Consider the following 18930-nt stretch of genomic DNA (forward strand, 5'->3'; position numbering starts at 1 on the left):
CGACCACCGCCCCAGTCGCGTCGCCGACGAAGCCCTGCACACTCACATGTGCCGCATCCATGCCCTGCGGGAGTGGCCGGGCCGGCGGCACCGGCACGCAGCGGGCCGCGAAGGCCTGCACGGTGGCGGCGTGGCGCTGCGAGCCGGCGGTCAGGCGCACCACCCCCACCGGCGTGCGCACCACCAGGCGGCGCAGCGGGTTGTAGCGCAGCAGGTTCCCCTCCAAGCCCTCCAGGAGGTGGTGTTCGCGGGCCGCGGCCACGTGCCGGACCAGCGCCGGGTCGGCGGCCACCTCCCCGAATTGGGCCAGTAGCCCGTCGCCGGTGTCCCGCTGCTGGGTGCGCAGCCCCAGCCGTTCGGCGCGGCGGGCGATCTTGACGGCCTTGACTCGGCTGGCCGGCCACAGCAGCCGCACCCAACCGGCGCTGGTGCTGGTACCGGTGTGCAGCAGGGAGGCGGTCACCGACACTCCCGGCTTGATGCGCAGGCGCACGGCCCGCACCGGCGCTCCGACCAGATCGCTGAGTCGATCCGGGTCCAGCAGCGTGTCGACGGCGCTGCGCGTGCTACTGACGTACATGGCTCCTCCTGATCGCCTCTGCATCGGGCTGGTTGTGCTCGGGACGGGCGGGCCGCTTGTCGGTGGTGAGTAACTCTCGCTGCGCCGCCCCGGCGGCCGCCCACGCCCGGAAGACGGGGGCGTCCCTGAGCAGCTGCTGCGGGGCGCCGTCGAGCTGGATCCGGCCGTCCTCGATCCACACCACCCGGTCGGCGCGCATGGCCACCTCGGTCTCGTGGGTGACCGCCAACAGGGTGCGGCCGCGTGAGAGCCGGTCGACGGCGTCGAGTACGGCGGCCGCCGAGGCCGGGTCCAGGCCGGTGGTCGCCTCGTCCAGGATCACGATGGGGGCGTCGCGCAGCAGGGCCCGCACGATGGCGACCCGCTGGCGCTGGCCTCCGGACAGGGTGCCGCCGCGCTCGCCGACCACCGTGTCGTAGCCGTCGGGCAGGGAGGTGATGAACTCATGCGCCCCGGCCGCCACCGCGGCGGCCTCCACCTCGGCGTCGGTGGCGTCGGGGCGGCCCATGCGGATGTTCTCCCGGATGGTGTCGGCGAACAGCACCGCCTCCTGGTGCAGCACGGACACCTGTGCGCGCAGCTCGGTCAGGTCCAGGCTGGTGAGGCCGTGTCCGTCCAGCCGGACCCGCCCCGCAACCGGGTCGAGCGCCCGCACCACCAGGGAGGTGAGCGTGGACTTGCCCGACCCGGAGGGGCCGACGATGGCGACGTGTTCGCCGGCGTCGATGTGCAGATTGATGCCGTGCAGGATCTCATGGCCGTCGTACTCGGTGACCACGTCCTCGAAAGCCAGGGAACCGCGCACATGCCCGAGCGGCACCGGATCGCTGGGGGAGACGATGTCGGGGCGCACATCCATCAGGTTGGCCACCCGCTCCCCGGAGGCGGCGGCGCGGGCGATGCGGCCCGTGTACTTGGCCATGTCCCGCAGCGGCTTCATGGTGGTGCGCAGGTAGGTGTTGAACAGCACCAGGTCGCCGGGGGTCATCGCTCCCGCCAGCACCCGCAGGCCGCCGCCCACGAGCACCACCGCGGAGGCCAGGCCCACGATCACGTCGGTGCTGCGCTCCAGGCGCGCCGCCAGCCGCAGGGAGCGCACCCCGGCGTGCAGGGAGGTCTGGTTAGCGTTGACGAAGCGGTCCTCCACGATCGGCTCCAGCCCGTAGGCCTGCACCACCTTGATGGTGCTCAGCGCCTCCTGGGCGGTGTTGGCCAGGTGCCCCTCGGACTTGCGGGTGCGGCGGGCCGCGGAGGTGATCTTCTTGGAGCTGCCCGAGGAGGTCAGGAAGAACAGGGTGATCGCCCCCACCACTACCAGCGACAGCAGCGGGTCCAGCCACACCATCACCCCCAGCATGACCGTCAAGGTGAGCACGTTGGCGGCCAGCGGCAGCCCGGCGGTCACGGCCACGTCCTGCATGCGGGCCACGTCGGAGACGAGCCGCTGCACCGTGTCTGCACTGCGGTTGCGGGAGTGGAACTGCTGGGAGAGGGTCTGCACGTGGTGGAAGGCGCGGCGGCGCAGCGCGATCGCGGTGCGGGAGCCGGCCAGTGCGAAGGACACGGTGGCCAGGTAGTTGCACAGCGCCCGCATGGCGACGATCGCGATGAGCGCCGCCCCCAGCCCGAGCAGCCGGGCAAGGTTGGCGGGCGCGTAACCGGTGGTGGCTCCCAGCGAGGACAGCACCGAGTCGATGACGATCTTCATGGGCCAGGGCTCGGCCACCCGGAAGACCACCTCGGCCAGCAGCGCCACCGTGCCGCCGGCCACCAGTCGGACCTGTGGGCGCAGGTCCGGGGCGATCAGGCCCAGGGTGCGGCGCAGGGCGGAGCGGGAGATCTGAGGCTCAGACATGCTGCACCTCCGCCTGGCCGAGGATCTGGGCGACGACGGCGTCCCAGCCGTGGTGCTTCTCCGCCCTACGGCGTCCCAGTTCGCCGCGGCGGGCCCGCAGCTGCGGGGCGATCGCGAAGGGCGTCCAGGGCGGCGGCCAGGGCGCCGGGTCCGATGGCGGCACCAGCACGCCGACGCCGTCGAGCAGCCGCGGCAGCTGGCCGACTCCGGAGGCGACCACCGGCAGCCCGGCCGCCAGGTACTCCAGCACCTTCAGCGGGGAGAAGTACTGCTCCTCCTCCCCGCCCAGGTCGGGGTAGGGGGCGACGCCGATGGCGCTGCCCGCCAGTGCCGCGGGCACGTCGTCGGGCGGCAGCGCCCCCCGGAAGTCCACCTCCAGGTCGAGTTCCTCCGCCTGGGCGTGCAGGGCGTCGCGCTCGGGGCCGTCCCCGATAATGCGCAGGCGCCAGTCCTGCTGTGCCAGGGCGGCGGCCCGCAGCAGGTCCGCCACGCCGTGCCACGGTTTGAGCGTGCCCACAAAGGTGACGATCACGGCATCCGGATCCTCCGGGGAGGGGCGCAACCGGGATAGGTTGACGCCGTTGGGGATGGTGACGGCGCGCGGGGCGTCCACGAGCCCGCACACCCAGCGGCGCACCGGCTCCGAGACGCATACGGTGGTGCGGGCCGCCCGCACCTGGGTCCGCAGGGCGGAGCGCGCCTGCGCCTCGTCCACCAGGGTGCGGTGGTGGCGCTGCTCGTCGATCAGCGGGGAGTTGACCTCCAGGACTCCGGGGACGCCGGTACCGGCCAGGTCGGCCAGGGCGGTGGAGAACAGGGAATAGCGTTCGTAGACCAGGTCCGCGCCATCCGCGCGCACCTGCCGGGACAGCTCGGCGGCGGCCTCGGCCTGGGCGCGCTCGCGGGCGGCGGCGTCGGCCGCCTCAACCTCGGCGATGTGCACGGGCAGGTCGGTCAGGTCCGCGGGCACCAGGTCGCCGCGGCGCACCGCGTAAACGGTCACCTCGTGGCCGGCGCGGCGCAGGGCGCGCACAACCTCCTGAATGTGGACGGAGGCGCCCTTGGTGCCGAAGACCGGCACCCCGGGGTCGGCGCAGATGTAGGCGATACGCATCAGTGCACCTCCTGAAGCTGGGGCGTGGACTCCCAGGCGGACAGGGCCGCCGCCTGGGCGCGGGAGTCGAAGTCCCGCTCGATCAGGCGCGGGCGTTGCGGGCCAGCGGGGCGGCGTCGACCGTGCCCTCCGCCAGTTCCCGCAGGGCCCGGGCCAGGGCTGCCGGCTCACCGGGCGGCAGCAGGATCCCGGTTTCGCCGTCGTGAATGACCTCCGGCAGGCCGGAGACGTCGGTGGCGACCACGGGCGTGCCGCAGGCCATCGCCTCCAGAACCACGGTGGGCAGCCCGTCGATGTTGCCGTCTTCGGCCGGGACGCAGGGCGCGGCGAAGACCTGGGCGCGGCCCAGCAGGGCGCGCACCTCCGCCTGGGTGAGCGGCCCCAGTAGGTTGACGCGGTCGCCCAGGCCGAGGGCGGTGATCTGCCCGGCCAGGTGGTCGCGCTCCTCGCCCTCGCCGGCGATGTCCAGCGTCACCGGCACGCCGGCCTCGGTGAGGATGCCGACGGCGTCGATCAGGTCCTTGAAGCCCTTCTTGACTACCAGCCGACCGACCGCCGCGACGTGCAGGGGGCCGTCGGCGGGGGCGGGCGGGTGGAAGGGAAAGCGGTCCAGCTCGAGGGCGTTGTAGCGCAGCTGGATGTGGGCGCCGGTGCCGGCCAGCAGCGAGTGCAGGTTGCGTTCGTTGTAGCGGCTGATGGCGATCACCCGGTCGGCGTCGGCGCAGATGCGGCGCAGCCACAGCGGGTCCACGGACTCGTGGTAGATGTCCTTGGCGTGGGTAGTGACCGTGTAGGGAATGCCCGCCAGGTGGGAGGCGATCCAGGCGGTGCGGCCCGCCAGGGAGGCGAAGTGGGCGTGCAGGTGGGTGATGCCGGCGTCGCGGGCCGCGCGGGCCAGGGCCGCCCCCTGGGCGACCTCATCGCCGGGCAGGTCGGCCACGGCCGGCAGAATCTCCGCCAGGCGGGTGCGCATGTCCGGCTCGTTGACCGAGTTCGCCAGCAGCTCCCACATGTCGACGGCGCGGCGTGGGCGCGGCACCCAGTTGACCTGGGCGCAGATGCGGGCGATCTCCGGGTGGAAGCGGGAGTCGGTGGTGGGGCGCAGGGCGTAGATGGTCAGGTCGTCGCCCAGCGCCTCACGGGCGAGCATTTCGGTGACCACGAAGGTCTCCGAGAAGCGGGGGTAGACCTTGAGCACATATCCGATGCGAGTCATGAGGCTATCTCCTGAAGCGTGTGGGTGGCGGTCAGTTGCGCGCGCAGCAGGGCGGCGGCGCGGCGGGCGGCGGTGGGCAGCCCGCCGGTGTCCAAATCGGCGCGGGGCATGCGCCGGGTGACGGCCCCGGCCGCCCAGGCGGTGAGCTCCTCGGGGGTGAGGTCGGCGGTGCGCATGACGTCTACGGCGCCCGCCGCCTGCAGGGCGCGGGCGCGGATGAGCTGTTCCAGGCGCGGCTGCTCGCGCGGGACGATCAGGGCCGGGGTGGAGGTGGCGAGGATTTCGCAGGCGGTGTTGTAGCCGCCCATGGCGATCACCGCGGCGGCCCGCTCGATCCACCGGCTCAGCCCGGGCAGGGACCGGTGCACCTCGGTGGCCGGGCCGGCGGCCGTCTGCACGGCGTCGAAGCCGGCGTCGTCGAGCTGCGGGCCGGTGACCAACACGTGCCGGTGACCGGTGGGCGGGGCCATGCGGGCGGCGCCGCGCAGGAGCTCGAATCCGTCCGAGCCGCCGCCGACCGTGGTCAGCACGAACGGGTCCTCCGGCACCCGGGCGTTTCGCTCCAGCAGGCTGCGGCCCTTGGCCAGGTAGCCGGTGAACACGGCGCGGTCGCGCAGGCAGATGGGGACTTCACCGGTGACGACGGGATTGTGCACGGCGGGGTCGCCGTACACCCAGACCTCGTCGATCAGGCGCCGCAGGTTGGCGGGGGTGTCTAGGTTGCGCCATTCGGCGGCGGCGACCTCGGGGGCGTCCAGCACCTCGCGCAGGCCCAGCACGATCCGGGTCTGGGGCGAGGTGGCGCGCAGGTGCTTGAGGGGGGCGCGCAGCTCCTTGCGCACCCCGTAGATGTGGCGGTCGACGATCACCAGGTGCGGGGCGAAGCGTTGGAGCGTGCTGGCGACGAGTCCGGAGCGGAGCGTGGCCAGGGAGTCGGGGGTGCCGCGCAGGCCGCGGGGGCGGTAGCCGGTGTCGCCCTTGGTGAAGCCCGGCAGCACCAGCCAGTCGAAGCCGGCGGGCAGGGGGAAGCCGGGGGAGGGGGAGACACCGGCCACCAGCAGGCCGGTGACGGAGGCGCCGGTGAGCGCGGGCAGGTCGTTGGCTAGTTGGTGGGCGAGGGCAAGGTTGCGGCGCAGGTGGCCCAGGCCTTGGGCGTCGTGGCTGTAGAGCACCACGCGGATGTTTTGGGGGACCGACCGCCGAGCCAGGGCCCGCGTGGGACTGGAGCTGCCCGGGCGCGGCGGCTTCGGGGCCGGGTGTAGTGGCACCGTCAGGGGCTGTGGGCGGATCATGGGAGTATTCCTTCCGGTCGCCCGGTGGCGACCTCATGAAACAGACTCTCGCCCGCTCAGAAGGCAACGGTGAGACCACGATGAGAGTGTTCTAAGGTGCCTCCGGTCCTGCCGGCATAGGTAGGGGTCGGCGGCTTGTTCTTTACGATGACGGATCGTCAGGAACGGCGACGGTTCGTGCGGCTACCCCGCTGTGTTGTCTCATGACTTCTGGGAGTGTCAGAAGTCATGAGATTCTGGGCTGGTTGGGATGGGGCTGGGGGATGGGTTATGCAGTCTCGCCGTTCAAGCGTCAGCGCATCATTGAGTTCGACTCGCGGGTTGCGGGTGTGAGCGTAGGGAGTTCTGCCAGCAGGTAAGGGGTCTCGAAGTCCTCGTCCTCCAGCGCTCACGCTGTCTGCAACAGCAGTGTGCGGCCGGCCAGGCCGAGGTCGGCCAGTTCCAGCACGCCCAGCCGCTCATCACGATGTCCCACAGCAGCACGTCCGTGTCTGGTGCCGCGGCCGCCAGGCGGGAGCGGCGGTCGCCCGCCAAGCCCTCGGCGTGTACCCGCCTGACGAAGGCGGAGTCGAACCCACCCAGGTCGAGGGCGTGTGCGGGAGCCTGCGAGCCCGCCGACAGCAGGGATTGCCGCGCCACATACGCCCCAACCCGCCAGCCCTGGCGGCGCAGCACCTCCACCGTGTCGCGACTGACGCAGGAGCCGAACACGGAAACGGTGCGGCCGGCGTCGGGCATTGGCTCCTCCTTTATGTCAGTCGATACAGCGATGGAGTGAAGGTATCCGGTCAGCCTTGCGTCGCCCAGCCTGTTGAAGCGCTCTACATTGTCTGAATCGGTCACAAACGCGCTAGTGGCTCCGAAGTCCGGATCGATGAGCGTTGGAATCATGCGGTTGCAGAATCGGCCGAGGGCGTCGGAACCGGCGTTTGTGACCATTTGCGACAATGTTTGCTCTGCGAGGTGGTGATCGGTGTCGCGGTTAGGGATCTCGCAGCCGGGCGCACTCCGGGAACAGACGCGGTGTCGGAATGTGACAGACTCTCCGGTGAACAGCCACCGCGGAAGGGGACCGCATATGCCCACAGGCACGCTCAACGTCGCCGCCTATGACACCACCCTGCGCGACGGGGCCCAGCAGCAGTCCATCGCCTTCACCGTCGCCGACAAGCTGGCCGTCGCCCGGCTGTTGGACGAGCTCGGGGTCGCCTACATCGAGGCCGGCTGGCCGGGTGCCATCCCGAAGGACACCGAGTTCTTCGCTCGTGCCCGCACCGAGCTGGAGCTGCGTACCGCCCGATTGGTCGCCTTCGGCTCCACCTGCAAGGCGGGCGTGGCTGCCGAGGAGGACCCGCAGGTGCGCGCTCTGCTGGACTCCGGCGCACCCGTGGTCACCGTGGTGGCCAAGTCCGATCCGGTACACGTCGAGCGGGCCCTGCGCACCAGCCTGGATGAGAACCTGCGCATGGTGCGGGACACGGTCACCGTCCTGGCCGCGGCCGGCCGCGAGGTCATGGTTGACCTGGAGCACTTCTTCGACGGCATCGACCACGCCGAGGCGAGTGCCGCGGACGACCCGGACCTGCCCTACCCGCTCGCCGTCGCCCTGGCTGCGGCGGGCTCCGGCGCCAGCGCCGTTATCCCCTGCGACACCAACGGCGGCACCCTGCCCCATCGCGTCGGTGAGCGGGTGGCCCGCCTGCGCGATGCCCTGCAAGCGGCCGGATACGACCAGTGCACCATCGGCATCCACACCCACGACGACGCCGGCGTCGCCGTCGCCGGGGCACTGGCCGCCGTCGAGGCCGGCGCCCGCCAGGTGCAGGGCTGCGTGAACGGCCTGGGGGAGCGCACCGGCAACGCGAACCTGCTCACCCTCATCGCCAACCTGGAACTGAAGACCGACTGGACGGTGCTGCCCGGCGACGCCGATGAGCGTGCCCGCCGCCTGGCGGAACTGTCCGCCATCTCCCGGCATGTCGGCGAGATCGTCAACCGGCCGCCGTCGAGCCGCCTGCCCTACGTGGGCACGAAGGCCTTCGCCCACAAGGCCGGGCTGCACGCCTCCGCCATCCGTGTGGACCCGAACCTGTACCAGCACATCGACCCCGAGCGTGTGGGCAACACCATGACCATGCTGGTCTCGGAGATGGCCGGGCGCGCCTCCATTGAACTCAAGGCCCGCGAGTTCGGCATCGACACCGCCGGCGACCACGAGCTGCTCACCCGGGTGACCGAGACCGTCAAGACCCGCGAGGCCGCCGGCTACACCTACGACGCCGCCGACGGCTCCTTCGAACTGCTGCTGCGCGCCGCCCGTGGCGACCTGCCCGAGTACTTCCGGGTGGAGTCCTGGCGCGCCTCCATTCAGGCCCGCCCCCTGCCCGGGCAGCGGCTGCTGTCCACCGAGGGCGACACCGTCACCGAGACCGAGGCCACCGTGCGCCTGTGGGCCGGGGGACGGCGTTTCGCGGTGCTGGGGGAGGGCAACGGACCCGTCAATGCACTCGACCACGCGCTGTGCGCGGCGCTGGAACAGATCTACCCCGAGACCGCCGACTTCGAGCTGACCGACTACAAGGTGCGCATCCTGGACACCGAGCGCGGCACCCGGTCGGTGGTGCGCGTACTCATCGACATCACCGATGGGGAGACGACCTGGTCCACCGTCGGGGTGGGCACGGACGTGGTCGAGGCCTCCTGGGAGGCGTTGATCGACGGGCATATCGTGGGCCTGCTGCGCCGCGGCGTTGAGCCGCGGTAGCGCAGCTCCGGCTCACAGCCCGCCCAGGAACTGGGCGATGAAGATCTTCGCGATCATGGCCACCGGGTAGACCATGGCGTAGCCAGGGCCACGCGCGGGTCGGAGCCGGTGCGCTCGTTGGCGAAGGCCAGCACCGCGGGCTGCGTTTGCAGGCCGCCGAGCAGGCCGGACAGGCGCGTGCCGCCCATCTTCACGATCCAACGCATGGACGCATACATGCCGAATCCCACGATCGTGGTGACGACGAAGCCCGTGATGAGGATCTTCCACCAGTCGCCGCCGGTGAAGGCATTGGCGATCTGTCCGCCTGCGCGCGTACCGGCCTGCGCCAGGAAGATCAGCAGTCCCAGCTCGGAGAGCACCGCCGTCGCCGTGAACGGCATGGCCGTCACGAAGCTCTTGATGCGGCCGATGCGGCCGAAGATCAGGCCGACGATGAGCGTGCCCGCGGCGGAGCCGATGGAGAAGGTGGAGCCGCCCGGAAGCGGAATCGCCCACTCGCCGATGATGATGCCCACGGCCATGCCCAGGCCCATCGCCACCGGGTTGATGGAGGACAGGCCGTGGGCGGAGTCGCCGAAGAACTTGGAGATCTCGGCCATGCGGCCGGTCGGCGCCACCACGCGCACGCGGTCGCCCTGCTGGAGCACCAGGTCGGGGCTGCCCACCATGTCCACGTCGCCGCGGCGCACGCGGGAGATGGTGGCGCCGAACTTGTGGTCGATGTCGAGGTCACTCAGGGCGTGCCCGGCCAGTTTCGGGTCGGAGACGGTGATGCGGCGGAAGTCGAGGTAGCGGCGGTCCTCGATCAGGGAGTGGGAGGAGGAGTGGCCGATCTCCGCGATGACCTGGTTGACGGCGTCCTGCGTGCCGACGACGGTAATCAGGTCGTCCTTGTAGATCCGGTCGGTGGAGGTCGGCCGGGTGATGGGGCCGGTCTCGCCGCGGCGCAGCCGGGAGAACTTCATCTCCCGCTCACGCGCTCGGCGATGTCGCCCAGCTGTGGGGCGTCGTCGCGCTCCACGCGCACCGTGCGGTTGATCAGGGGGGAGGGGGCGTCCTTGTCGGAGCGGCGGTAGCGCAGCGCCAGCAGGCAGAAGAACAGCATGCCGATGACGCCGTACAGGTAGGCGACGGCGTAGCCGACCGTGGCGATTGCCATGCCGTCGGCGTTACCGGCTGCGGTGGCAGCCCCGCCGGCGGCGGCCAGCGCGGGGGTGTTGGTCAGGGCGCCGGCGAAGGCGCCGGCGATCATGGCGGAACTCATGCCCAGGGCGCGCCCCACGGCCAGCCCGGCTCCGGCGCCGACCACCAGCACCGCCAACATGATGGCCAGTGGGCCGGCGGCCGTGCGCAGCACGTGGAAGAAGTTCGGGCCGGACTGGATGCCGATGGCGAAGGTGAAGATCGCCAGCCCGAGCGTGCCCATCTGGGCGGGGACCTCAATGGTGATGCCCTCGGCGGTGCCCCAGGCGGCCAGGATGATTCCGGCGAAGAGGACGGCCGCTGCCCCCAGGCTGACTCCGCCGACCTTGACGCGTCCGACGAGCATGCCGGCGCCGATTAGCAGGAATAGAACGAGAACCGGGTTCTCGGCCAAGGCATTGAGTAGTCCGGTGACCACGTGCTGCTGCCGCCTTCCTCTTGCGCGGGCCGACGGCGTTGCCCACGCCGCGGCCGCATCGTTGCGTGTTTGACGGCAGTATTCTGGCATCCGTGCGAGCGTCCCCGGGCGGACCAAAGACCGCGCCAGCACGAGACGTCTGACATATACGGTCTTCACCCGCCGCCCTCTCGCCGAGGTCGGTCGAAGTACACGTGCCCGGCCGGTCGATGCGGCCGGCGAGGCGGGCTCTGTTCGCCGGCTAGGCGGTCCGTGATTCCACTATGTGAGATCACGAGTCGTGAAATCGACGGCGGGCCGCGGTGCGGCATACGGTTCCTCCCACACCGGCCGCCGTGCCGGTCAGACACATGTGCAAACACTCGGATCTCACGGATAGGAGGGCGGACGATGGTTCGTGACAGTGGTTCCCCGGACCAGAACCAACAGATGACAGGTGCCCAGGCGCTCGTGCGTTCCCTGGAGGAGATCGGCGTTACCGACATCTTCGGCATGCCCGGCGGCGCGATCCTGCCCTTCTACGATCCGCTGCTGGCCAGCGAGAAGATCCGTCACGTGCTGGTGCGCCACGAGCAGGGCGCGGGGCATGCCGCCGAGGGCTACGCCATGGCCACCGGGAGGGTCGGTGTCTGCGTGGCCACCTCCGGCCCGGGTGCCACCAACCTGGTCACCGCCATCGGTGACGCCCACATGGACTCCGTTCCCATGGTCGCCATTACCGGCCAGGTCGGCTCCACCGCGATCGGCACCGATGCCTTCCAGGAGGCGGACATCGTTGGCTCCACCATGCCGTTCGTCAAGCACTCCTTCCTGGTCACCTCCCCCGACGAGGTCCCCAGCCGCGTCGCCGAGGCCTTCCACCTGGCCTCTACCGGCCGCCCCGGCCCGGTGCTCATCGACTTCACCAAGGACGCCCAGGTCGGCGAGACCGAGTTCCACTGGCCGCCGCGCATGGACCTGCCCGGCTACAGTCTGCCCGGCAAACCCAACCAGCGGCGCATCGCCCAGGCGGCCGAGGCCATCGCCTCCGCCGAGCGCCCGGTGTTCTACCTGGGTGGCGGCCTGAGCCGCGCCGGCGTTCCGGTGGAGCAGCTGGAGGAACTGGTCCAGCTGGTCGGCGCTCCGTTCACGACGACGCTGACCGCCCTGGACGTGCTGCCCACCGACCACCCGCTGAACCTGGGCATGCCCGGCATGCATGGCACCGTCGCCGCCGTCGGCGCCCTGCAGCGCGCCGATCTGATCATCACGCTCGGTGCCCGCTTCGACGACCGCGTCACCGGCAAGCCGGACACCTTCGCCCGGCACGCCGCCGTCATTCATGTGGACATCGACCCCGCCGAGATCTCCAAGATTCGCGCCGCCGACATCCCCATCGTGGGTGACCTGAAGGATGTGGTGCCGGCCCTGACCACGGCCTGTCGCGAGCAGTTCGCCGTCGAGCCGCGCGCCGAGATCGACCAGTGGCTCACCGAGGTCGCGCACATCCGCGCCACCTACCCCACCGACTGGACCGACACCGACGACGGCCTGCTCCAGCCCCAGGAGGTCATCACCCACCTGGACAAGGCGGCGGACAAGGACACCATCTGGGTCACCGGCGTCGGCCAGCACCAGATGTGGGCCGCCCACTACCTGCACTTCAACCAGCCCCGCTCCTGGCTCACCTCCGCCGGCGCCGGCACCATGGGCTACGGCGTGCCCGCGGCCATGGGTGCGAAGGAGGCCTGCCCGGATCGGCCCGTGTGGCTGATCGACGGCGACGGCTGTTTCCAGATGACCAACCAGGAACTGGCCACCTGCACCCTGAACAACATCCCCATCAAGGTCGCGATCATCAACAACTCATCCCTGGGCATGGTGCGTCAGTGGCAGACCCTGTTCTACGGGGAGCGCTACTCCAACACCGACCTGCACACCGGTGCCGGAACCGAGCGCATCCCCGATTTCGCCAAGCTCGCCGAGGCCTATGGCGCCGTCGGCCTGCGCTGCGAGCGGCTTGAGGACGTCGACGACGTGATCGCCCAGGCCAACGCCATCAACGACCGCCCGGTCGTCATCGACTTCATCGTGTCAGCCGACGCCCAGGTGTGGCCCATGGTCGCGGCGGGCGTGTCCAACGACGAAATCCAGCACGCGCGCGGGATGAGCCCGTGTGGGAGGAGGAGTGAGACCATGAGCGAGAAGCACACGCTTTCGGTTCTGGTGGAGAACAAGCCCGGCGTGCTCACGCGCGTGTCGGCGCTGTTCACCCGCCGCGGCTTCAACATCCATTCCCTGGCGGTCGGTCCCACCGAGCACGAGGACATCTCGCGTATCACGGTGATCGCCGACGCCGAGGGCCCGGCCATGGAACAGGTGACCAAGCAGCTGAACAAGCTGGTCAACGTCATCAAGATCGTCGAGCTGGATCCGGACACGTCGGTGGGTCGCGAGCTGTATCTGATTAAGGTGCGTGCCGATGACTCCAACCGGACCGCGGTGCTCCAGATCGTCGATCTGTTCCGGGCGCACGTCGTGGACGTGTCCCCAACCTCCGTCGTCATCGAGTCCGTTGGCTCGGAGTCGAAGGTCAAGGCCCTTCTGGACGCCCTGGCCCCGCACGGGGTCAAGGAGATCGTCCAATCCGGTGCGGTCGCGATTTCGCGCGGTCCCCGTTCCATCACCGATCAACTCAAGGAGAAGTGAGAACTCACCATGGCAGCTGAGAAGTTCTACGACGACGACGCCGACCTGTCGGTCATCCAGTCCAAGAAGGTGGCCGTCATCGGCTACGGCTCGCAGGGGCATGCCCACGCCCTGAACCTGCGCGACTCCGGTGTGGAGGTCGTCGTCGGTCTGCGTGAGGGCTCCCGCTCCGTGGCCAAGGCGCAGGAGGCGGGTCTGACCGTCAAGCCGATCGCCGAGGCCGTTGCCGAGGCCGACGTCACCGTGGTGCTGGCTCCCGACCAGGTGCAGGCCGAGCTGTACAAGACGGAGATCGAGCCCAACCTCAAGTCCGGCTCCGCCCTGCTGTTCTCCCACGGTTTCAACATCCACTACGGCTACATCACCCCCGCCGCGGACATCGACGTGGTCATGGTGGCCCCCAAGGGCCCCGGCCACACCGTGCGCCGTGAGTTCGAGGCCGGCCGCGGCGTGCCCGTGCTGGTGTGTGTCCAGCAGGACGCCTCCGGTCAGGCCTGGCCGCTGGTGCTGTCCTACGCCAAGGCCATCGGCGGTACCCGCGCCGGCGCCATCAAGACCACCTTCCGCGAGGAGACCGAGACCGACCTGTTCGGTGAGCAGACCGTCCTGTGCGGTGGCGTGTCCAAGCTGATCCAGTACGGCTTCGAGACGCTGGTCGAGGCCGGCTACCAGCCGGAGATGGCCTACTTCGAGGTCTGCCACGAGCTCAAGCTCATCGTCGACCTGATCAACGAGGGCGGCATCTCCAAGCAGCGCTGGTCCTGCTCCGACACCGCGGAGTATGGCGACTACATCTCCGGTCCGCGGGTGATCACCCCCGACGTCAAGGAGCACATGAAGGAGGTGCTGGCGGACATTCAGGACGGTTCCTTCGCCAAGCGCTTCATGGACGACCAGGCCGCGGGCGCCCCGGAGTTCAAGCGCCTGCGCGCCGAGGGTGAGGCCCACCCGATCGAGGCCACCGGCCGCGAGGTGCGCTCCATGTTCGCCTGGCGCGCCGACCTCGACAAGGACTACACCGAGGGCTCGGCCGCGCGCTGAGTCGCCGGCACGGCGAATACGCCCGATGGGGGCGGCGGAATATTCCCGCCGCCCCCATTCTTTATTTCCACCACTTGATCGTTATAGAAGGCGGTCAACGTCGCTATTTGACTACGTCTTGTCATCGCCCCACGATGATCGTTCACTGAGGATAAACTGAGAAGACCCCCCCGGAGCGGACGAGCAGGAGAGGGCGTCGTGCTTACCCATTTCGAGGTAACTGGATTCAAGAACCTCGTCGGCGTGAAGGTGGACTTTGGGTCATTCACCTGCATTGCCGGCCCCAATGCGGTGGGTAAATCCAACCTGCTCAATGCGATCGAGTTCCTGTCCCTACTCAGCTGCAACTCATTCCACGACGCCTGCATCCAGGTGCGCCCAACCGCCCAGCAGCATCTCGACGTCGCCTCTCTGCTCTCCGCCGACGTGCTGTCCGGTGCCGCCAACCTCGGCCTGGCCGCGGAGATGATCCTGCCGCCGCGGGCGGAGGACGAGTTCGGGCAGACGGTGGCGCCGTCGTGCGGTTACGTGCGCTACGAGGTGGAGATTGCCGCCCGGCCGGACCCGACCATTCCCGGTGGTCTGCGTCTGCGGCTGGCCCGGGAACAGCTGCACGCCCTGGACGATGCCGCCGGCGGCCTGCGGTTCCCGGAGGCGGATGCCTGCCGCCGGTTCATCGCCCGCGGACGCTCCGAGTCGGATGGTCGTTTCCTCGAGTATCAGGTATCGCACGGCCAAGGCATGGTAATTGTTCACCGGGAAGCCAACGGCAGGCCGCGGCAGGTGATTGCCGACGGCGCCCAACGCACCGTGCTTTCCGCCGTCGCCAGTTCTGAATACCCGACCATCTTGGCGGCGCGCACAGAAATGGCGTCGTGGCGATTCTTGGCCCTGGAGCCCAGCGCCATGCGCGCCCCCGACGATTTAATGGAGCGACGCACCATTTCTGCTTCCGGTGCGCACGTGCCGGCGGCGCTTTACCGGCAGGACCTGGCCGCCGGGCGCGACGGCGCGGTGCTGCACCGGGTATGCGACGCCGTCGCCCCATTGATCGACGTGCGCAGCCTGACCATCGCGGAGGACCCGGTGCGCCAGGCCCTGGAACTGCGCGCCCAGGTCGGGGATGCGCCGGAGCTGCCGGCGCGGGCGCTGTCGGACGGGACGCTGCGCCTGCTCACACTGGCGGCGATCGGCGCGGGGGAGGACTACTCAGGGATGCTTTGCCTGGAGGAGCCCGAGAATGGGATCCACCCGGCCAAGATTCCGGAGCTGTACCAGCTGCTGCATGGCCTGTCCACGCCCGTCTCCCAGCACCTGCGACAGGTAGTCGTCAACACCCACTCGCCCAACCTGTTCCAGTGCGTCGAGGACGGCGAAGTGCTGTGCGCCGTCGGGCAGAAGACCCGCGACGGGGCCGGCGCCCGCAGCGAGGCGGCGAGCTTCCACCCGCTGGCCGGTACCTGGCGCGCCCAGGGCTGGAGCGGCGGCGAGGGGATGCGTCCGGTTCCCCGCAGCACCGTGCAGGCATATCTGGGTGGTCCCGCACCGGCCGTAGGCTGAGCCGGGGCGGGGGCGTCCGGCTCTTGCCGGTGTTGGAGCGGCACGGCTGTTAGCCTGGTCATTAATCGGTGAGAGCGCCGCGGAAGGAGACCAGGCCGTGCTGAACAGGATCGAGGTCTCGGGGTTCAAGAACCTTCGGGACGTTGCTGTTGACTTCGGCCCGATGACGGTGATCGCGGGACCTAACGGCGTGGGGAAGTAGAACCTATTCGATGCTATTGAACTGCTGAGCCTCCTCGTGCAGTACCCGTACCGCGAGGCGTTCCGCCGTCTGCGTTCCGATGGCGGTCAGAAGACGCCGCTGCGCGTGCGCTTCCCGCCCGAGTCGATCGCTGATGGGCACACGGTCCGGCTCGCTGCGGAGGTCACGGCCGACGTCAACGTGACGCCGCCCGGGCAGGTGGCGCTGCGCGGTCCTCGGTCGGGGCTGTCGCCGGTCCAGACGCGTGCCGAGAGGTTCCGCTACGAGGTGGAGTTCCGCGTCAATGAACGCGATGGCGACACCTCTCTCACCCTGGCCGAGGAGCGCCTCGTCTCAGTCGACACTGGTCAGGAGCACATAGAGACGCACACAGTGCCGCCGTCGTTGCAGAGCTGCGTTCATGGCGTTTCCTCTCCCTCGAGCCCTCCGCGCTGCGGCGCTCGGATGACCGCGACGAGGAGGCGGACATTGCCGCTTCGGGCGCGCACCTGGCGTCGACCCTGTACCGGCGTGCTGCTCGGGACGGTGGCCAGGTCTACCAGGACATCATTGATGCTCTGGCCCCGTTCCTTGAGGTGCGTGCGCTGCGGGTGGCCCCCAACGGTGACTACCTGGAACTGCGCGCCAGGATCGGAGATGGGCCCGAGCCTCGTCGCAATCGAGGAACCGGAGAACGGTCTCCACCCCGCCAAGATCGCCGACATACTTGAGCTGCTGTACTCCATGAACACGGCCCGTGACGGTCATCCCGGACAGGTACTCGTCAACACCCACTCGCCCTACCTGGTCCAGGACGTCATGCAAAGCCACGCTGATGATGTGCTGTGCGCGGTGCCATGGCGACGGCGGGAGCCTGATGGGCGCATCACGGAGTCCGTCACCTTCAATCCGCTGCCGGGAACCTGGCGGTCCGAGCGGTGGGAACGCTCGGACGACCGCCCGCGGAGCTCGGCGCCGGTGTCGCGCTCGAAGCTGTTTGTCTTTCTGTACAACCCCTCGGAGCCGGAGGAGACCGATGCCTTAGTTTTGGCGGTGCGCCTTCATTGGCGAGGGAACTTCCGATGAGGGCCTGAGGAACGTACTTCTGCAGCTCCTCATGTACATGTACATGCGTCCCGGTGACGACGCGAACCTCCAACTGCACAAAGGAGAGCTGCCGAACAGTGCTGAGGAGAAGATCAAGGCGTTGGCAGAAGAGCCATATGACCTGATCTTCATACACCGTGACGTCGACAACGCAGGCATTGAGGCTCGGATTGAGGAGTGCCGTTCTCCGGGCGACAAGCGCATCGTGCCGGTGATCCCGGTGACGATGACCGAGGCCTGGGTGCTGGCGAATCTGTGGTCGGAGGAGGAGTCCTTTCAAGCCTGGGCATCGCGGCAAGGATCTCGTCTGGGCGGGATTGAGCGTCTGGCGGACCCCAAGCGAACGCTGCAGGAGTATCTCAACCTCGAACAATCTCGCTTCATGACGGCGAACCGGTTCGGAGGTGAGCGCTCGAAACGCGTCGAACAGATCCGGATAGACGGCGACGTCAAGCATCCGGAGGCCTGGAAAAGGATCGAGAAGGAACCCGAGTCCGCCCTGGTCAGGAACTCGGCAGCACCTGCGGAACGAGTAACACGACTGTCCTGGATCGCGACGGCTGCCTTTACGCGTTGCACGACCTTGGTGCGTGTTCCACGACCCCGGGGTGGTCGTGGAACACGCACCAAGGTCGTGGAGTATCGCCCGGGGTCGTGCAACTGCGCCGTGGCGACGGAGTGCCTTGGACTGGTCGGCGCCGTGCAGTCGGCAGGAACGTCTCCCGGCCGCGCCGGTATCTGAGATGCCCGCCCGGGACGGCGGCCGATCCGCCTAAGGTCGCGCCATGACGCAGACCATCAAGCTTGCAGTGATTCCCGGCGACGGCATCGGCAAGGAGGTGGTGCCCGAGGGCCTGAAGGTGCTCCGGGCCGCCCTGGAGGGCAGCGGCGTCACGCTGGAAACCACCGACTTCGACCTGGGTGCCGAGCGCTGGCACCGCACCGGCGAGACCATCACGGACGCCGAGCTGGAGGACATCAAGACCCACGACGCCATCCTGCTGGGTGCCGTCGGCGACCCCTCCGTCCCTTCGGGCGTGCTCGAGCGCGGCCTGCTGCTGCGCCTGCGCTTCGCCCTGGACCACTACGTCAACCTGCGCCCCTCCAAGTACTACCCGGGCGTGGCCACGCCCCTGGCCAACCCCGGAGACATCGACTTCGTGGTGGTGCGCGAGGGCACCGAGGGGCTGTACTGCGGCAACGGCGGCGCCGTCCGCGTCGGCACCCCCCACGAGATCGCCACCGAGGTCAGCGTCAACACCGCCTACGGGGTCGAGCGCGTGGTTCGCTACGCCTTCGAGACCGCCCAGGCTCGGCCCGCCCACCACCTCACCCTGGTGCACAAGCACAACGTGCTGGTCAACGCCGGGCACCTGTGGCGCCGCACCGTCGAGGCGGTTGGCGCCGAGTACCCCGAGGTGCAGGTGGACTACTCCCACGTGGACGCCGCCACCATCTACCTGGTTACCGACCCGGGCCGCTTCGACGTGATTGTCACCGACAACCTCTTCGGCGACATCCTCACCGACGAGGCCGGCGCCATCACCGGCGGCATCGGCCTGTCCGCGTCGGGAAACCTCAACCCGGCCGGCGAGTTCCCCTCCATGTTCGAGCCGGTCCACGGCTCCGCCCCGGACATCGCCGGCCAGGGCATAGCTGACCCGGTGGCCACCATCTCCGCCGTCGCCATGATGCTGAGCACCTGGGGCTGGAGTCCGCCGCCACCCGGGTCCAGGGCGCCGTCGACGCGGATATGGCCGCGCGCGCCGAGGCCGAGGCCGCCGGGGCCCCGCTGGTGCGCACCACCAGCGAGATCGGGGATGCCATTACCACCGCCGTGCGCGGCTGAGGCCGACGGCGCGTGCAGAGTCAGTATGTGAGAGACGCCCGTCAGCTGCGTAGAACGGC

The 18930-nt window shown here is 69.5% G+C and carries 10 protein-coding genes and 5 pseudogenes; 8 read left to right on the top strand and 7 right to left on the bottom strand.

From position 1 onward, the window contains the following. The 6 genes and pseudogenes from BW737_RS09350 to BW737_RS09375 all read right to left on the bottom strand — a co-directional run. A pseudogene (locus tag BW737_RS09350) lies at window positions 1–580 on the bottom strand (aminoglycoside phosphotransferase family protein); the annotation flags it as partial. After that, entirely contained in the window at window positions 567–2435 is a 1869-nt protein-coding gene (locus BW737_RS09355; RefSeq protein WP_180272167.1) for an ABC transporter ATP-binding protein, read from the bottom strand. The pseudogene BW737_RS09350 and the gene BW737_RS09355, both read right to left, overlap by 14 nt. Further along, a complete protein-coding gene (locus tag BW737_RS09360; RefSeq protein WP_086615627.1) occupies window positions 2428–3549 on the bottom strand; it encodes a glycosyltransferase family 4 protein in 1122 nt (373 codons plus the stop codon). Before BW737_RS09360 ends, BW737_RS09355 begins: the two co-directional genes overlap by 8 nt. Further along, a pseudogene (locus BW737_RS09365) lies at window positions 3549–4765 on the bottom strand (glycosyltransferase family 4 protein). Before BW737_RS09365 ends, BW737_RS09360 begins: the two are co-directional and overlap by 1 nt. After that, entirely contained in the window at window positions 4762–5940 is a 1179-nt protein-coding gene (locus BW737_RS09370; RefSeq protein WP_086615642.1) for a glycosyltransferase family protein, read from the bottom strand. The pseudogene BW737_RS09365 and the gene BW737_RS09370 overlap by 4 nt, the downstream one beginning before the upstream one ends. A 417-nt stretch (window positions 5941–6357) precedes the next feature. Continuing rightward, a complete protein-coding gene (locus BW737_RS09375; RefSeq protein ID WP_143233359.1) occupies window positions 6358–6795 on the bottom strand; it encodes a DUF6270 domain-containing protein in 438 nt (145 codons plus the stop codon). 340 nt (window positions 6796–7135) lie between these two features. Between BW737_RS09375 and cimA the strand changes: the two genes are divergently transcribed. Next, window positions 7136–8821, top strand: coding sequence for a citramalate synthase (cimA, locus tag BW737_RS09380; RefSeq protein WP_086615629.1), 1686 nt, complete (start codon window positions 7136–7138; stop codon window positions 8819–8821). Between the two features lie 12 nt (window positions 8822–8833). Here cimA and BW737_RS09385 read toward each other — a convergent pair. Next, a pseudogene (locus tag BW737_RS09385) lies at window positions 8834–10445 on the bottom strand (aspartate:alanine exchanger family transporter). A 390-nt stretch (window positions 10446–10835) separates the two neighbouring features. Between BW737_RS09385 and BW737_RS09390 the strand changes: the two are divergent. The 7 genes and pseudogenes from BW737_RS09390 (at window position 10836) to BW737_RS09415 (ending at window position 18871) form a co-directional block, all read left to right on the top strand. Next, window positions 10836–12616: pseudogene (locus tag BW737_RS09390) on the top strand (acetolactate synthase large subunit). 4 nt (window positions 12617–12620) lie between these two features. Beyond that, window positions 12621–13133: an acetolactate synthase small subunit gene (ilvN, locus tag BW737_RS16950; RefSeq protein WP_073327221.1), complete on the top strand. Its 513-nt coding sequence runs from the start codon at window positions 12621–12623 to the stop codon at window positions 13131–13133. 9 nt (window positions 13134–13142) lie between these two features. Next, a complete protein-coding gene (gene ilvC / locus BW737_RS09395; RefSeq protein WP_086615630.1) occupies window positions 13143–14174 on the top strand; it encodes a ketol-acid reductoisomerase in 1032 nt (343 codons plus the stop codon). Between the two features lie 198 nt (window positions 14175–14372). Then, the gene (locus BW737_RS09400) at window positions 14373–15734 is read left to right on the top strand and encodes an AAA family ATPase (protein WP_086615631.1); all 1362 of its coding nucleotides are present in this window, start codon (window positions 14373–14375) and stop codon (window positions 15732–15734) included. An 838-nt stretch (window positions 15735–16572) separates the two neighbouring features. Continuing rightward, window positions 16573–17001, top strand: a complete 429-nt coding sequence (locus tag BW737_RS16270) for an AAA family ATPase (RefSeq protein WP_180272169.1) — start codon at window positions 16573–16575, stop codon at window positions 16999–17001. A gap of 37 nt (window positions 17002–17038) precedes the next feature. Beyond that, window positions 17039–17764: a hypothetical protein gene (locus BW737_RS09410; protein WP_143233360.1), complete on the top strand. Its 726-nt coding sequence runs from the start codon at window positions 17039–17041 to the stop codon at window positions 17762–17764. 43 nt (window positions 17765–17807) lie between these two features. Beyond that, window positions 17808–18871, top strand: a pseudogene (locus tag BW737_RS09415) (3-isopropylmalate dehydrogenase). Window positions 18872–18930: the final 59 nt, after the last annotated feature.

It is taken from the genome of Actinomyces ruminis, assembly GCF_002154335.2.
In the GTDB taxonomy this organism is placed as follows: domain Bacteria; phylum Actinomycetota; class Actinomycetes; order Actinomycetales; family Actinomycetaceae; genus Actinomyces; species Actinomyces ruminis.

What these genes read in the sequence shown, in the direction of transcription:
- BW737_RS09355 (WP_180272167.1), bottom strand. Translation starts at nt 2,435, where the DNA reads ATGTCTGAGCCTCAGATCTCCCGCTCCGCCCTGCGCCGCACCCTGGGC.
- BW737_RS09360 (WP_086615627.1), bottom strand. Translation starts at nt 3,549, where the DNA reads ATGCGTATCGCCTACATCTGCGCCGACCCCGGGGTGCCGGTCTTCGGC.
- BW737_RS09375 (WP_143233359.1), bottom strand. Translation starts at nt 6,795, where the DNA reads ATGCCCGACGCCGGCCGCACCGTTTCCGTGTTCGGCTCCTGCGTCAGT.
- cimA (WP_086615629.1), top strand. Translation starts at nt 7,136, where the DNA reads ATGCCCACAGGCACGCTCAACGTCGCCGCCTATGACACCACCCTGCGC.
- ilvN (WP_073327221.1), top strand. Translation starts at nt 12,621, where the DNA reads ATGAGCGAGAAGCACACGCTTTCGGTTCTGGTGGAGAACAAGCCCGGC.
- ilvC (WP_086615630.1), top strand. Translation starts at nt 13,143, where the DNA reads ATGGCAGCTGAGAAGTTCTACGACGACGACGCCGACCTGTCGGTCATC.
- BW737_RS16270 (WP_180272169.1), top strand. Translation starts at nt 16,573, where the DNA reads ATGGGCCCGAGCCTCGTCGCAATCGAGGAACCGGAGAACGGTCTCCAC.
- BW737_RS09410 (WP_143233360.1), top strand. Translation starts at nt 17,039, where the DNA reads ATGTACATGCGTCCCGGTGACGACGCGAACCTCCAACTGCACAAAGGA.